The sequence below is a fragment of the Pseudomonas sp. 2995-1 genome (assembly GCF_002742505.1).
Taxonomy (GTDB): domain Bacteria; phylum Pseudomonadota; class Gammaproteobacteria; order Pseudomonadales; family Pseudomonadaceae; genus Aquipseudomonas; species Aquipseudomonas sivasensis.
In genome coordinates this window covers 1-14,735 of sequence record NZ_LJSA01000529.1, presented here as the reverse complement: position 1 = coordinate 14,735, position 14,735 = coordinate 1, and the positions used below count along the sequence as shown (strand labels likewise).

Genomic DNA, 14,735 nt, shown 5'->3' with positions numbered 1-14,735 from the left:
CTTGCAGTTGTTGCTGCAAGACGGCCCACTTTTTAACAAGGTGTAGTTGCGATGAAACGTGTAGGTCTGATCGGTTGGCGCGGTATGGTCGGTTCCGTGCTCATGCAGCGGATGCTGGAAGAGCAGGATTTCGATCTTATTGAGCCGGTGTTTTTCACCACCTCGAACGTGGGTGGCCAAGGGCCGTCCGTGGGCAAGGATATTGCCCCGCTCAAGGATGCCTACAGCATTGACGAGTTGAAGACGCTCGACGTGATCGTGACCTGCCAGGGTGGCGACTACACCAGCGAAGTCTTCCCGAAACTGCGCGAAGCGGGCTGGCAGGGTTACTGGATCGACGCCGCGTCGAGCCTGCGTATGCAGGACGATGCCGTGATCATCCTCGACCCGGTCAACCGCAAGGTCATCGACCAGCAACTGGATGCCGGCACCAAGAACTACGTCGGTGGCAACTGCACCGTCAGCCTGATGCTGATGGGCCTGGGTGGCCTGTTCGAAGCGGGTCTGGTCGAGTGGATGAGCGCCATGACCTATCAGGCGGCCTCCGGTGCCGGCGCGCAGAACATGCGTGAGCTGATCAAGCAGATGGGCGCCACCCACGCGGCCGTCGCCGATCAACTGGCCGACCCGGCCAGTGCAATCCTCGACATTGACCGTCGTGTGGCCGAAGCCATGCGCAGCGATGCCTACCCGACCGAGAACTTCGGCGTGCCATTGGCCGGTAGCTTGATCCCATGGATCGACAAAGAGCTGCCGAACGGCCAGAGCCGCGAAGAGTGGAAGGCCCAGGCCGAGACCAACAAGATTCTCGGCCGTTTCAAGAGCCCGATCCCGGTTGACGGCATCTGCGTGCGCATCGGCGCCATGCGCTGCCACAGCCAGGCGCTGACCATCAAGCTGAACAAAGACGTGCCAATCGCCGATATCGAAGGGTTGATCAGCCAGCACAACCCGTGGGTCAAGCTGGTGCCGAACAACCGCGACATCAGCATGCAGGAGCTGAGCCCGACCAAGGTCACTGGCACCCTGAATGTACCGGTGGGCCGTCTGCGCAAGCTGAACATGGGCAGCCAGTTCCTCGGCGCGTTTACCGTCGGCGACCAACTGCTGTGGGGCGCGGCTGAGCCGTTGCGCCGCATGCTGCGGATTTTGCTGGAGCGTTGATCGCTTGAAGCAATAATAGAAACCCGCGTTCTGGTGACAGGCGCGGGTTTTTTATTGTTCTTTCGGAGGCTTTCGGGGGCAAGCCGCCTCCCACATTCGACCGAATTCCAACGTTGAAATGCTGTTCATCGTGGGCGGTGGCTTGCCCCGATAGCGCCGTCAGCCATGGCCCCACCCCCAGGTTAATTGCCTCACCTCCAGCCACCCGGTAAAGTGCCGCTCCCCCCGCAATGCCCGAGGCAGCCCCCATGACCCAGACCTTTGAAATTGCCGTGATCGGCGCCACCGGCACTGTTGGCGAAGCCCTGGTGCAGATTCTCGAAGAGTTGGCATTCCCGGTCGGCACCCTGTACTTGTTGGCCGGCAATAATTCCGCCGGTGCGTCGGTACCGTTTCGCGGCAAGAACGTGCGGGTCAAGGAAGTTGATGAATTCGATTTCAGCAAGGTGCAACTGGCGTTCTTTGCCGCCGGTCCAGCCGTCACCCTGAGCTTCGCCCCACGTGCCACGGCGGCGGGTTGTTCGGTGATCGACCTGTCCGGTGCATTGCCCGCCGAACAGGCGCCACAGGTCGTGCCAGAGGCCAATGCCCACGTCCTGAAGGGCTTGAAAAAACCGTTCCAGCTCGGCAGCCCGAGCCCGTCCGCGACCAACCTGGCGGTATTGCTGGCGCCGTTGCGTGGGCTGCTGGATATCCAGCGCGTCAGCGTCACGGCTAACCTGGCGGTGTCTGCTCAAAGACGTGAAGCCGTCAGCGAACTGGCCCGTCAGACCGCCGAGCTGCTAAACGTACGCCCGCTGGAGCCGAAATTCTTCGACCGGCAAATGGCCTTCAACCTGTTGGCACAAGTCGGCACGCCAGATGCCCAAGGTCATACAGCCCTTGAGAAGCGTCTCGTACACGAACTGCGTGCTGTGCTTGAATTACCGTCACTAAAGATTTCTGCGACCTGCGTTCAAGCTCCGGTGTTTTTTGGCGATAGCCTGACGGTGTCGTTGCAATTGGCTGCGCCGGTCGACCTTGCTGCGGTCAACCGTGCGCTCGACGCTGCGCCGGGTATAGAACTCGTGGAGGAGGGGGATTACCCAACAGCCGTTGGTGATGCGGTAGGCCAGGACGTGGTCTATGTCGGCAGGGTTCGCGCCGGTGTGGATGACCCGGCGGAACTAAATCTGTGGCTGACGTCAGATAACGTACGCAAAGGCGCTGCACTTAACGCCGTGCAACTGGCGCAGTTGTTGATAAAAGGCCTTGCGTAAAAGATACTTGGCCGCAATTTGTAGATTGATTCTAGCCAGGCGCTATGCTTGGCCCGAAGTGCAACAGAAGCGTGTCGGTAACCTATCGGCTCGCCATGCCTTATGGCAAGCGGTTACCAACCTTCTCGCAGGCCGGGGAGTGTTCAAACAAAGGATGAGGCTATGGTTCAAGTTCGCAAACTGGTGTTAGCAATAGCGGCCGCCTCGGCGCTGTCCTCCGGTATGGCGCAGGCGCTGCAGCTGGGGGAAATGACCCTCAAGTCGAAGTTGAACCAGCCGCTGTCGGTGGAAATCGAATTGCTCGATGTCGGCGGCCTCACCGCGTCCGAGATCACTCCTAGCCTGGCGTCCTCGCAGGCGTTTGTGGATGCCGGCGTCGATCGCCAGGCATTCCTCAATGACCTGACATTTACCCCAGTGATCAACCCCAACGGTCGCAGCGTGGTGCGTGTCACCTCCAGCAAGCCGCTGCCTGACTCTTACGTTCGCTTTCTGCTGCAAGTGCAATGGCCCAATGGTCGTTTGATGCGCGACTACAGCGTATTGCTTGATCCGTCCAAGTTCGACCGGTCGACACCGGCCGCTGTGGCGCCAGCCCCACGCTTGGGCGCACCTGCCAGCGCCGCGCCTGCCGCAAGCAAACCGGCCCAGCACACCACCACCTCCCGCGACACCCTATGGGAAATCGCCGAGAAACACCGCAATGGCGGTTCGGTGCAGCAGACCATGCTTGCGATTCAGGCGCTTAACCCTGGCGCCTTTATCGACGGCAATATCAACCGCCTGAAAACCGGCCAGGTGCTGCGCCTGCCGGACACTGTCCAAAGCACCGCACTGCCGCAACCCCAGGCGATTGCCGAAGTTCGCGCGCAGAATGATGCCTGGCGCCAGGGGCGTCGCACGGCAGCCAACCAGGCCGCCGGCAAGCAACAACTGGACGCCACCAAGCGTACCCAGGCGGGCAGTGCGCCGTCGACCACCAATGCCCAGGACAACTTGAGCCTGGTTTCGGCCGAGGCGGCCAAGAAGGGCGGCAAGGGCAAGGCGGGCGGCAGCCAGGGTCTGAGCGACAAGCTGGCGATGACCCAGGAACAGCTGGATACCACTCGCCGCGATAACGACGAACTCAAGAGCCGTGCAGCTGACCTGCAAAGCCAGCTGGATAAACTGCAAAAACTGATTCAATTGAAGAATGATCAGTTGGCCCGTTTGCAGGCGGAAAAAGGCGACCCGGCGACGCAGGCAACGGCTGCAACGGCTGCAGCGGCGATGCCCGCGCAGTTGGCCAGCGAACCGGCAGCCACTCCGGCAACCCCCGCCGAACAGGCGGCAACACCAGCACCAACGCCGGCCGTTCCGGTAGCTGCTCCCGCACCGGAAGCGGCTACACCGGTTGCCGCAGCTGACGCCCCCGAAGGCAAGTTCAATGACCTGCTGACCAACCCGGTTGTCCTCTCTGTGATCGGTGGTGCGGCGGGCCTGGTGGTGTTGTTGCTCCTGCTGCTGTGGCTGCGCCATCGCAACGCCCGTCGCGAAGAGGAAAAACACCTGCGGATGGCGCGTGCATTGGCCGAAGAGCCGCAATTTACCTCTGATATCGAACACGACCTTCCTTCGGATAGTTTCGAGGGGCTTGAAGTCCCGCCGCCGAACGTCAAGCTGTCCGCCGCTCCGGCGCCCGCTCCAGTGGTTGAGCCTGCAGTGGTAGTGCCGACGGTCGCCTCCGTGCTCGCGCCGCTGGCCGTTGCCGTTGCGCCGCAAAACGCCAACGACGCACTGGTGCAAGCCCAGTCCCATATCGATCGTGGTCATCTTAACCAGGCCGCTGATGTGCTCGAACAAGCCATCAAGCACGAGCCCAAGCGCAGTGACCTACGTTTGAAGTTAATGGAGGTCTACGGCCTGCAGAGTGACAAAGACGGTTTCGTGACCCAGGAGCGTCAACTGGTGGCCAATGGTGAAAACCACGCCCAGGTCGAGCAACTGAAGTCGCGCTTTCCGGCGATGGCGGTGTTGGCGGCAGGCGTCAGTGCGGCGGTTGCTGCCGCTGCGCTGGATGCTCAGTACGTCAAGGACTTGCTCGAAGACAAACCGGCAGCCCCCAAGCCAGAGGCTTTTGACACCGATTTTGATTTGAGCCTGGATGATTTGGAGGCTGCTTCACCGGCCGAGATCAAGGACGATCAGCAGACATTCGAGTCGCTGCTGCGAGAGCAAACCGCCACTAAGCCGGCCTCGGACGACCTGTCTGACTTTGATTTGGACCTGCAGTTGGATGCGCCGACGTCAGCTCAGTCCGATGATGACTTCCTGTCCGGCCTTGAAGATCAGATGAACGACGTGCCTGCCGTTGAGCCGCCTACGCTGACGCCTGCGGCCGTGGATGACTTCGACCTGCCGGAAGATTTTGATCTGTCCCTTGCCGATGAGCCGGACGCAGTCGTCAAGCCTGACGCGTTTGCATCGGAGCTGGACGATGTCAACGCCGAGCTGGATCGCCTGTCCCAGAGCCTTGAGCATCCACCCATCGAGCCATCTTTCACTGCTGAAGACGCAGCCTTGGGTGATGATGAGCCGGAGTTCGACTTCCTGTCTGGTACCGACGAGGTCGCTACCAAGCTGGACTTGGCCCAGGCCTATATCGACATGGGCGATGCGGACGGCGCTCGGGATATCCTTTCCGAAGTGTTGACCGAAGGCGACGAGTCCCAACGCGGCGAAGCCAAGGAAATGCTCGGCAAAATCTGAAGGTCGATACCGCTCTGATGTGGGAGGGGGCTTGCTCCCGATAGCAATGGATCAGCCCAGCAGGTGCTGATTGACACGGCGCTATCGGGAGCAAGCCCCCTCTCGCATGTGGTCTGCGTCAATCTCCAACAAAAGCGCCCGTCACACGGCTGCCGCATTTATAATGGCCGCCTTTGCGCAACTCATCAGGCTCTCAGTTCTTGGCAAATATAGATAACGCGGCCGCCGAAATGGCGGCCGCAGGCTTTTACCGCATCGCCCTGGGCGTGGAATACAAAGGTTCGCGCTATCGCGGCTGGCAGCGCCAGGCCTCTGGCGTGCTGACGGTACAGGAAACCTTGGAAAAGGCCCTGTCCAAGGTCGCCGATTCGCCCGTTTCGCTGATGTGCGCCGGACGTACCGACGCCGGTGTGCACGCCTGTGGCCAAGTGGTCCACTTCGATACTCAGGCCGAGCGCACGATGAAGGCTTGGGTGATGGGCGCCAACATCAATTTGCCCCACGACGTCAGCGTCAGCTGGGCCAAGGTCATGCCAGCGCATTTTCATGCGCGCTTCAAGGCGATTGCGCGGCGTTACCGCTACGTGATCTACAACGACCAGATCCGCCCGGCGCACCTTAACGAAGAAATCACCTGGAACCACCGTCCGCTGGATGCCGAGCGCATGGCCGAGGCCGCGCAGCATCTGGTGGGTGTGCATGATTTCAGCGCCTTCCGTGCCGGCCAGTGCCAGGCCAAGTCGCCGATCAAGGAAGTCCACCACCTGCGTGTGACCCGCCACGGCAAGATGATCGTGCTGGATATACGCGCTGGCGCGTTTCTGCACCATATGGTGCGCAATATCGCCGGCGTGCTGATGACTATCGGTACCGGCGAACGCCCGGTCGAATGGGCCAGGGAAGTGCTGGAGAGCAGGGTTCGCCGTACCGGCGGGGGAACTGCGCATCCATTTGGCCTATATCTGGTGGATGTGGAGTACCGCGACGAGTTCGAACTGCCCCAGCGATTTATCGGGCCGCACTTCCTTACCGGATTCAGCGAACTTGGCGGCTGACGCCCGGAAAAGCTTTTGTTACCATCCGGGACTTTCTCGGTCCAACCCTGAGGTTTCTACGATATGCCCGTCGTTCGCAGCAAGATTTGCGGGATTACCCGCATAGAAGATGCGCTGGCGGCAGTCGAGGCGGGGGCGGACGCCATTGGTTTCGTGTTTTATGCCAGGAGCCCGCGGGCGGTGAATGTGTTGCAGGCGCGGGCGATTATTGCCGCATTGCCACCGTTCGTGACTACCGTGGGTTTGTTCGTCAATGCCAGTCGTTGTGAACTCAATGAAACCCTGGATGCCGTGCAACTGGACATGTTGCAGTTTCATGGCGACGAAACCCCGGACGAATGTGAAAGCTATCAGCGTCCGTATATCAAGGCGCTGCGCGTGAAGTCTGGGGACGATATCGCCAGCGCGTGTGCCGCCTACGGTGGCGCCCGCGGGATTTTGCTGGATACGTATGTCGAAGGCGTGCCCGGTGGCACCGGCGAAGCGTTCGATTGGTCGCTGATTCCTGAGGGATTAAGCAAGCCCATCATCCTGGCAGGTGGGCTCAATCCCGCGAACGTTGCGGCAGCCATTGAGCAAGTTCGCCCTTACGCCGTGGATGTCAGTGGTGGCGTGGAGCAGGGCAAGGGTCTCAAGGATCACGACAAGATTCGCGCATTTATGCAGGCTGTGCGCGGGATGTGACGGCTGGCAGTCTGCCGCCGTCCATAACTACCACTGTGTAAAACAGCCCGGTGCCGTCTGAGGATGGCCCGGAAATGAAGTGGCAACCCTGCGCTGGCAGGTTGTCTGGAAGGCTGAGGATGCAGGCTGGAAATGGCAGGTCGAACGTCTGACCCCGTCCAGCCGGCGTCATCGCCACATATGAATTTAGCTCAAGGGCATACGCGGGGCTGTGTTCAAGCCACCGGTACTGGAGAAAGAAAGCATGAGCAACTGGTTAGTAGACAAACTGATCCCTTCGATCATGCGTTCCGAGGTGAAAAAAAGCTCGGTTCCTGAAGGTCTGTGGCACAAGTGCCCTTCCTGCGACGCGGTGCTGTACCGTCCGGAGCTGGAAAAGACCCTGGACGTTTGCCCAAAGTGCAACCACCACATGCGTATCGGCGCCCGCGCCCGCATCGACATCTTCCTGGACGCTGACGGCCGTAACGAGCTGGGTGCTGACCTGGAGCCAGTGGATCGCCTGAAGTTTCGCGACGGCAAGAAGTACAAGGACCGCCTGACCGCTGCACAAAAGCAGACCGGTGAGAAGGACGCGCTGATTTCGGTCAGCGGCAAGCTGCTGGGTATGCCGGTGGTGGTCTCGGCGTTCGAGTTCTCCTTCATGGGCGGCTCCATGGGTGCCATCGTCGGCGAGCGCTTCGTGCGCGCCGCCAACTACGCCCTGGAAAACCGTTGCCCGATGATCTGCTTCGCCGCCTCCGGTGGTGCGCGTATGCAGGAAGCCCTGATCTCCCTGATGCAAATGGCCAAGACCTCAGCGGTGCTGGCGCGTCTGCGCGAAGAAGGTATTCCGTTCATCTCCGTGCTGACCGACCCGGTCTACGGTGGTGTTTCTGCCAGCCTGGCGATGCTGGGCGATGTGATCGTCGGCGAGCCAAAAGCCCTGATCGGCTTTGCCGGCCCGCGCGTGATCGAGCAGACCGTTCGCGAGAAATTGCCGGAAGGTTTCCAGCGCAGCGAGTTTTTGCTGGAGCACGGCGCAATCGACTTGATCATCCCGCGTGGTGAACTGCGTCCACGTCTGGGTAACCTGTTGGCGCAAATGATGGGCCTGCCGACACCTGTGTACGTCGCGCCTAAAGTCGAGCCTATCGTCGTACCGCCAGTGCCTGCGAACCTATGACCCAACGTACCCTGGGCGAGTGGCTCGCCTACCTTGAGCAGTTGCATCCGTCCGCCATCGACATGGGCCTGGAGCGCTCGCAACAGGTAGCGGCCCGCCTCGGGTTGGGCCGTCCGGCACCGCGTGTGATCACGGTGACCGGCACCAACGGCAAAGGCTCTACCTGCGCCTTTGTCGCCGCGCTGCTGCAAGCCCAAGGGCTGAAGGTAGGCGTGTACAGCTCACCGCACCTGCTGCGCTACAACGAGCGGGTGCAACTCAATGGCCTTGAGGCCACTGACGAGCAACTCTGCGAAGCCTTCGCCGCACTGGATGCCGGCCGGGGCGAGACTTCCCTGACTTACTTCGAGATGGGCACCCTCGCTGCGTTCTGGTTGTTCGAGCGTGCGCAGTTGGATGTGGTGGTTCTGGAAGTCGGTCTGGGTGGGCGTCTGGACACAGTCAACGTGGTGGATGCCGACCTGGCGCTGGTGACCAGTATTGGTGTTGACCATGCTGACTACCTAGGGGATACCCGCGAGTCGGTGTCTTACGAAAAGGCCGGAATTTTCCGCCAAGGCAAGCCCGCGCTGTGTGGTGATCTGGATCCGCCGCAGCCCTTGCTGGACAAGGTGCGCGAACTGGATTGCCCGTTCTACCTGCGTGGTCGCGAATTTAATCTTGAAATCGGCGCGCAGCACTGGCAGTGGCAAGGGCGGGATGCCCGTGGCCAAGTTGTAGAGCTGCGCGATCTGCCGCTGCTGAACCTGCCGATGGAAAACGCCGCGCTCGCCTTGCAAGCCTATCTGCTGCTGGATCTGCCTTGGCATGCCGAGCAGATTGCTGCGACTTTGCTGGCAACCCGAATGGTGGGCCGCTTGGATCGTCGCGCATTCGAGTGGCAGGGCAAACGCCTCAACTTGTTGCTGGATGTAGGTCATAACCCTCATGCGGCCGAGTACCTGGCGCAGCGCCTGGCGCTTACGCCGCCGGTGGGGCGTCGTCTGGCCGTCTTTGGCTTGCTTGCCGATAAGGATCTGGACGGCGTGGTTGCACCGTTGCAGGGCAGTGTTCAGGCGTGGGCGGTGGCGCCGCTGGATACACCGCGCAGCCGTCCGGCCGCAGAGCTTAAAGTTGCGTTGCAGAACCTTGGTGCGCCCGTGACGTCGTATGCAAGCGTGACCGCTGCCCTTGAGGCGCAGTGCGCGTTAGCGACGGCCGAGGACGAGATTCTGTCGTTCGGATCATTTTATTGTGTTGCCGAGGCGCTTGAATGGTTGGCCCGGCGCTCCACGGAGGAAGCTGCACATGGCATTACTGGATAGCGCATACAAGCAGCGAATGGTCGGCGCCCTGGTATTGGTGGCATTGGCGGTGATTTTCCTGCCGATGCTGTTTTCCCGTCAGGACGAACAGCGCCAAGTGGTCGTCGAGGCCCCGGCTGCGCCCGAGGCACCGTCATTGCCGCAGGTGCAGGTTGAGCCGGTTGTGGTCCCTGAGCCCCAGGCCTTGCCTGAGGAAGAGCCTGTGCCGACCGATGAGGAAATGGCGGCGCCCTCTACGCCGGTGCAGCCGAGCGTGCCGGTGGTCAAGCCCGCTCCGGCTCCAGTCGTATCCGCCAAGCCTGCCGCACCGGTGCCTGCGCCCAAGCCGGTAGCGCCACAACCTGCCGCGCCGGGCAAGCCGGACGTGGGTCAGAGCCGTATCGATCCTAACGGCTTGCCGATCAGTTGGTCGATCCAGGTGGCTAGCCTGGGCAATCGCGAAGGTGCCGATGCCTTGCAGAAGAAGCTGCGCAGCCAGGGTTACAACGCCTATATTCGCAGTGCTGATGGCAAGAATCGCGTGTTTATCGGGCCGCTGATCGAGCGCGCCGAGGCGGATCGCCTGCGTGACTTGCTGGATCGCCAGCAGAATCTGAAGGGGTTCGTTACGCGTTTCCAGCCTGAGCGCGGCTGAGTCCGCATCGATTTTGGCTTGGAATGCGATCAAATGTGGGAGGGGGCTTGCTCTCAATGGCGGTGTGACAGTCAACGGATGAATTGACTGATCCACCGCCATCGGGAGCAAGCCCTCTCCCACATTGGTTTTTCAATGGGTTGAAATGGTGCTGGCTCGCCACAAACTATTGATTTGCAAAGCAGCTGCAATCACAGCTTACCGATAGCCCGGCGCTCTGCTAAAATGCGCCGCCTTATCTGTCCGTAGGCTCAAACGTGCCATTTACCTGGGTTGATTGGGCGATTGTTGCAATCGTCGCCATCTCCGCTTTGATCAGTCTAAGCCGCGGCTTCGTAAAAGAAGCACTGTCGTTGCTGACCTGGATCATCGCAGGAGTCGTAGCCTGGATGTTCGGTGGTTCACTGTCGGTCTACCTGGCCGGATACATAGAGACACCCTCGGCTCGCGTCATCGCGGGCTGCGCCATCATGTTCATCGCCACGCTGCTGGTGGGAGCAATGGTCAACTATCTTATTGGCGAATTGATACGTGTCACCGGCCTCTCCGGGACCGATCGATTTCTCGGCATGGCCTTTGGCGCCGCGCGTGGCGCGTTGCTGGTGGTCGTGGCGGTCGGGCTGTTGAGCCTGGGGCCGGTACAGCAGGATTCGTGGTGGCAGGAGTCGGTACTCGTGCCAAAATTTCTATTAGTTGCAGATTGGTCCAAGAACCTCATCTTGGGGTGGAGCAGTCAGTGGCTGGCCAGCGGGATCAGCGTACCCGCTGATCTTCCGTTCAAGGAACACCTCTTACCGGCCAAAACGCCTCAGTAAGCTGTGTTCAGTCAAGATTCATTAAGTAGGGGTTGCGTCGCATGTGTGGCATCGTCGGTATCGTCGGTAAGTCGAACGTCAATCAGGCGCTGTATGACGCGCTAACCGTCCTCCAGCACCGCGGCCAGGATGCTGCCGGTATTGTGACCAGCCACGACGGCCGGTTATTCCTGCGCAAGGATAATGGGCTGGTACGTGACGTGTTTCATCAGCGTCACATGCAGCGCCTGGTCGGACACATGGGCATTGGCCATGTGCGTTACCCGACTGCTGGTAGCTCGACCTCGGCTGAGGCTCAACCGTTTTACGTCAACTCGCCTTATGGCATCACCCTGGCGCACAACGGTAACCTGACCAACGTTGAGCAACTGGCCAAAGAGATTTACGAGTCTGACCTGCGCCACGTCAACACCAGCTCCGATTCGGAAGTGCTGCTCAACGTGTTTGCCCACGAGCTGGCCCAGCGCGGCAAGCTGCAGCCCACCGAAGAAGACGTGTTCGCCGCCGTGATCGACGTGCATAACCGCTGCGTCGGCGGTTATGCCGTCGTGGCGATGATTACCGGCTACGGCATCGTTGGTTTCCGTGACCCGCACGGTATTCGCCCAATCGTGTTCGGCCAGCGTCACACCGACGAAGGCGTCGAGTACATGATCGCGTCCGAAAGCGTGTCCCTCGACGTGCTGGGCTTCACCCTGATCCGCGACCTCGCGCCGGGCGAAGCGGTGTACATCACCGAAGACGGCAAGTTGCACACCCGTCAGTGCGCCGTAGCGCCGAAACTCACCCCGTGCATCTTCGAGCACGTCTACCTGGCGCGTCCGGATTCGATCATCGACGGCGTTTCGGTATACAAGGCACGCCTGCGCATGGGTGAGAAACTGGCCGACAAGATCCTGCGTGAGCGTCCTGAACACGACATCGACGTTGTGATCCCGATCCCGGATACCAGTCGTACTGCGGCGCTGGAGTTGGCGAACCATTTGGGCGTCAAGTTCCGCGAAGGCTTCGTGAAGAACCGCTACATCGGCCGTACCTTCATCATGCCGGGCCAGGCAGCGCGCAAGAAGTCGGTACGCCAGAAGCTCAACGCCATCGAGCTTGAATTTCGCGGCAAGAACGTGATGTTGGTGGATGATTCCATCGTGCGCGGCACCACCTGCAAGCAGATCATCCAGATGGCCCGCGAAGCCGGTGCTAAGAACGTGTATTTCTGTTCCGCAGCGCCTGCCGTACGTTATCCGAACGTGTACGGTATCGACATGCCGAGCGCTCACGAATTGATCGCACACAACCGCACGACCCAGGACGTGGCCGACCTGATCGGCGCCGATTGGCTGATCTACCAGGATCTGCCGGACCTGATCGAGGCTGTCGGCGGTGGCAAGATCAAGATCGACCAGTTCGATTGCGCTGTGTTCGACGGCAAGTACGTGACCGGTGACGTCGACGAGGCTTATCTGAACAAGATCGAACAGGCGCGTAACGACTCGTCGAAGATCAAGACCCAGGCGGTGAGCGCGATCATCGATCTGTACAACAACTGAGTAAACACCGGCCCTGAGGGGCCGGTTTTGTATCTTAAATAAAGAATTGAGTAAGGAGTCGCAGCATGAGTCAGGAATGGGATGCCGGTCGCTTGGACAGCGACCTCGATGGCGTAGCTTTCGATACCCTGGCTGTGCGCGCTGGCCAGCACCGTACGCCAGAGGGCGAACACGGTGATCCGATGTTCTTCACCTCCAGCTACGTGTTCCGCACTGCCGCCGATGCGGCTGCGCGGTTTGCGGGCGAAGTGCCAGGCAATGTGTATTCGCGCTACACCAATCCGACCGTGCGCGCGTTCGAAGAGCGCATTGCGGCCCTGGAAGGCGCTGAGCAAGCGGTGGCCACGGCCACCGGCATGGCGGCCATCCTGTCGGTGGTGATGAGTCTGTGCAGCGCTGGTGACCACGTGTTGGTGTCGCGCAGTGTGTTTGGTTCGACCATCAGCCTGTTCGAGAAGTACTTCAAGCGCTTCGGTATCGAAGTGGACTATGTGCCCCTGGCAGATTTGTCCGGCTGGGACGCTGCAATCAAGGCCAACACCAAGTTGCTGTTCGTCGAGTCCCCGTCCAATCCGCTGGCCGAGCTGGTGGATATCGCCGCGCTGTCCGAAGTGGCTCACGCCAAGGGCGCGATGCTGATAGTCGACAACTGCTTCTGCACGCCGGCCTTGCAGCAGCCGCTCAAGCTGGGCGCGGACATCGTCGTGCACTCGGCTACCAAGTTCATCGACGGCCAGGGTCGTTGCATGGGTGGCGTGGTCGCCGGTCGCGGCGAGCAGATGAAGGAAGTGGTGGGTTTCTTGCGTACTGCCGGCCCAACCCTGAGCCCGTTCAACGCATGGATCTTCCTCAAAGGCCTGGAAACCCTCAGCCTGCGCATGAAAGCTCATTGCGCCAACGCTCAGGCTCTGGCCGAGTGGCTGGAGCAGCAGGACGGTATCGAGAAAGTGCACTACGCCGGCCTCAAGAGCCATCCGCAACACGAGTTGGCCCAGCGCCAGCAGCGTGGTTTCGGTGCCGTGGTGAGCTTTGAGGTGAAGGGTGGCAAAGAGGGCGCCTGGCGCTTTATCGACGCGACGCGTCTGATCTCCATCACGGCCAACCTGGGGGATAGCAAAACCACCATTACCCATCCGAGCACCACCTCCCACGGGCGCCTGGCGCCGCAGGAGCGTGAAGCGGCCGGCATTCGGGACAGCCTGATCCGCATCGCGGTAGGCCTGGAAGACGTGGTCGACTTGCAGGCAGACCTGGCCCGCGGGCTGGCTGCCTTGTGATCGAATGGTCCATGGAGGCTGCAACGGCCAGTAATGGGCGCGTCGCACTGGTGACTGGCGCGGCACGAGGTATTGGCCTCGGGATTGCCGCGTGGCTGATCAGCGAAGGCTGGCAAGTGGTATTGACCGACCTGGATCGCGAGCGCGGCTCCAAGGTGTCTAAGGTGCTGGGCGAGAACGCTTGGTTTATCACCATGGACGTGGCCGACGAGAAGCAGGTTGCCCAAGGGGTTGCTGAAGTGCTCGGGCAATTCGGCCGCCTGGACGCGTTGGTGTGTAACGCGGCGGTGGCCGACCCGCGCAATATCACCCTGGAAAGCCTGGACCTGGCTTACTGGAACCGCGTGCTGGCGGTGAACCTAAGCGGGCCGATGTTGCTGGCCAAGCACTGTGCGCCTTACCTGCGTGCTCACGGCGGGTCCATCGTCAACCTGGCGTCGACTCGGGCCCGTCAATCGGAACCTGATACCGAGGCTTACGCGGCGAGCAAGGGCGGCCTGCTGGCCCTGACTCATGCCTTGGCGATGAGTCTTGGGCCGGAAGTGCGGGTGAATGCGGTCAGCCCTGGCTGGATCGATGCCCGTGACCCCGCTGCGCGGCGTGCCGAGCCGTTGACTGACGCCGATCATGCCCAGCATCCGGCGGGCAGGGTGGGGGTAGTGGAGGATGTGGCGGCAATGGTGGCGTGGCTGCTTTCGCGCCAGGCCGGGTTTGTCACTGGCCAGGAGTTCGTGGTGGACGGTGGTATGAGCAAGAAGATGATCTACAGCGAGTAGTGGGGTCTTGAAGCAATTTTGTCTTTTTCAGAAAAACTTCAAGCAGGCTATTGACTTAGGTCCGCTACCTGCGTAAATTTCGCGGCCTCAACGAAGCAAAGGGTGATTAGCTCAGCTGGGAGAGCATCTGCCTTACAAGCAGAGGGTCGGCGGTTCGATCCCGTCATCACCCACCACTTCTTGAGAGTTTTACCTTCGGGTAAAACGCAACGTTAAAAGTTGCACCGACGCGCAGCGGTAGTTCAGTCGGTTAGAATACCGGCCTGTCACGCCGGGGGTCGCGGGTTCGAGTCCCGTCCGCTGCGCC

The 14,735-nt window shown here is 60.7% G+C and carries 12 protein-coding genes and 2 tRNA genes; all 14 read left to right on the top strand.

Annotated features, from left to right (window positions below; all coding sequences use genetic code 11):
- Nucleotides 1-51 precede the first annotated feature (51 nt).
- Entirely contained in the window at nt 52-1,164 is a 1,113-nt protein-coding gene (gene asd, locus AOA61_RS27410; protein WP_032888280.1) for an aspartate-semialdehyde dehydrogenase, read from the top strand.
- 248 nt (nt 1,165-1,412) lie between these two features.
- The gene (locus AOA61_RS27405; RefSeq protein ID WP_099603139.1) at nt 1,413-2,423 is read left to right on the top strand and encodes an aspartate-semialdehyde dehydrogenase; all 1,011 of its coding nucleotides are present in this window, start codon (nt 1,413-1,415) and stop codon (nt 2,421-2,423) included.
- Nucleotides 2,424-2,585: 162 nt separating this feature from the next.
- The gene (locus AOA61_RS27400) at nt 2,586-5,171 is read left to right on the top strand and encodes a FimV/HubP family polar landmark protein (protein WP_099603138.1); all 2,586 of its coding nucleotides are present in this window, start codon (nt 2,586-2,588) and stop codon (nt 5,169-5,171) included.
- A gap of 230 nt (nt 5,172-5,401) precedes the next feature.
- Nucleotides 5,402-6,226: a tRNA pseudouridine(38-40) synthase TruA gene (gene truA / locus AOA61_RS27395; RefSeq protein WP_099603137.1), complete on the top strand. Its 825-nt coding sequence runs from the start codon at nt 5,402-5,404 to the stop codon at nt 6,224-6,226.
- 63 nt (nt 6,227-6,289) lie between these two features.
- A complete protein-coding gene (locus AOA61_RS27390) occupies nt 6,290-6,910 on the top strand; it encodes a phosphoribosylanthranilate isomerase (protein WP_099603136.1) in 621 nt (206 codons plus the stop codon).
- 244 nt (nt 6,911-7,154) lie between these two features.
- Complete coding sequence (gene accD / locus AOA61_RS27385; protein ID WP_032888267.1) at nt 7,155-8,075, top strand: acetyl-CoA carboxylase, carboxyltransferase subunit beta; 921 nt, start codon at nt 7,155-7,157, stop codon at nt 8,073-8,075.
- Complete coding sequence (gene folC / locus AOA61_RS27380; RefSeq protein WP_099603135.1) at nt 8,072-9,379, top strand: bifunctional tetrahydrofolate synthase/dihydrofolate synthase; 1,308 nt, start codon at nt 8,072-8,074, stop codon at nt 9,377-9,379. The genes accD and folC overlap by 4 nt, the downstream gene beginning before the upstream one ends.
- Nucleotides 9,363-10,013: an SPOR domain-containing protein gene (locus AOA61_RS27375; protein ID WP_099603134.1), complete on the top strand. Its 651-nt coding sequence runs from the start codon at nt 9,363-9,365 to the stop codon at nt 10,011-10,013. Before folC ends, AOA61_RS27375 begins: the two co-directional genes overlap by 17 nt.
- Nucleotides 10,014-10,270: 257 nt before the next feature.
- Nucleotides 10,271-10,828 (top strand): CvpA family protein, encoded by a 558-nt coding sequence (locus AOA61_RS27370; protein ID WP_003192538.1) that lies wholly within the window; start codon nt 10,271-10,273, stop codon nt 10,826-10,828.
- A 41-nt stretch (nt 10,829-10,869) separates the two neighbouring features.
- A complete protein-coding gene (gene purF, locus AOA61_RS27365) occupies nt 10,870-12,375 on the top strand; it encodes an amidophosphoribosyltransferase (protein ID WP_032888260.1) in 1,506 nt (501 codons plus the stop codon).
- 65 nt (nt 12,376-12,440) lie between these two features.
- Nucleotides 12,441-13,652, top strand: coding sequence for an O-succinylhomoserine sulfhydrylase (locus AOA61_RS27360; protein ID WP_099603133.1), 1,212 nt, complete (start codon nt 12,441-12,443; stop codon nt 13,650-13,652).
- An 11-nt stretch (nt 13,653-13,663) separates the two neighbouring features.
- Nucleotides 13,664-14,428, top strand: a complete 765-nt coding sequence (locus AOA61_RS27355; protein WP_099603132.1) for an SDR family oxidoreductase — start codon at nt 13,664-13,666, stop codon at nt 14,426-14,428.
- A gap of 100 nt (nt 14,429-14,528) precedes the next feature.
- Nucleotides 14,529-14,604 (top strand) — tRNA-Val (locus AOA61_RS27350).
- 55 nt (nt 14,605-14,659) lie between these two features.
- Nucleotides 14,660-14,733 (top strand) — tRNA-Asp (locus AOA61_RS27345).
- Nucleotides 14,734-14,735 lie beyond the last annotated feature (2 nt).

Excerpts from the sequence above, each read along its gene's own strand:
- asd (WP_032888280.1), top strand. The coding sequence starts at position 52 with ATGAAACGTGTAGGTCTGATCGGTTGGCGCGGTATGGTCGGTTCCGTG.
- AOA61_RS27405 (WP_099603139.1), top strand. The coding sequence starts at position 1,413 with ATGACCCAGACCTTTGAAATTGCCGTGATCGGCGCCACCGGCACTGTT.
- AOA61_RS27400 (WP_099603138.1), top strand. The coding sequence starts at position 2,586 with ATGGTTCAAGTTCGCAAACTGGTGTTAGCAATAGCGGCCGCCTCGGCG.
- truA (WP_099603137.1), top strand. The coding sequence starts at position 5,402 with ATGGCGGCCGCAGGCTTTTACCGCATCGCCCTGGGCGTGGAATACAAA.
- AOA61_RS27390 (WP_099603136.1), top strand. The coding sequence starts at position 6,290 with ATGCCCGTCGTTCGCAGCAAGATTTGCGGGATTACCCGCATAGAAGAT.
- accD (WP_032888267.1), top strand. The coding sequence starts at position 7,155 with ATGAGCAACTGGTTAGTAGACAAACTGATCCCTTCGATCATGCGTTCC.
- folC (WP_099603135.1), top strand. The coding sequence starts at position 8,072 with ATGACCCAACGTACCCTGGGCGAGTGGCTCGCCTACCTTGAGCAGTTG.
- AOA61_RS27375 (WP_099603134.1), top strand. The coding sequence starts at position 9,363 with ATGGCATTACTGGATAGCGCATACAAGCAGCGAATGGTCGGCGCCCTG.
- purF (WP_032888260.1), top strand. The coding sequence starts at position 10,870 with ATGTGTGGCATCGTCGGTATCGTCGGTAAGTCGAACGTCAATCAGGCG.
- AOA61_RS27360 (WP_099603133.1), top strand. The coding sequence starts at position 12,441 with ATGAGTCAGGAATGGGATGCCGGTCGCTTGGACAGCGACCTCGATGGC.
- AOA61_RS27355 (WP_099603132.1), top strand. The coding sequence starts at position 13,664 with ATGGAGGCTGCAACGGCCAGTAATGGGCGCGTCGCACTGGTGACTGGC.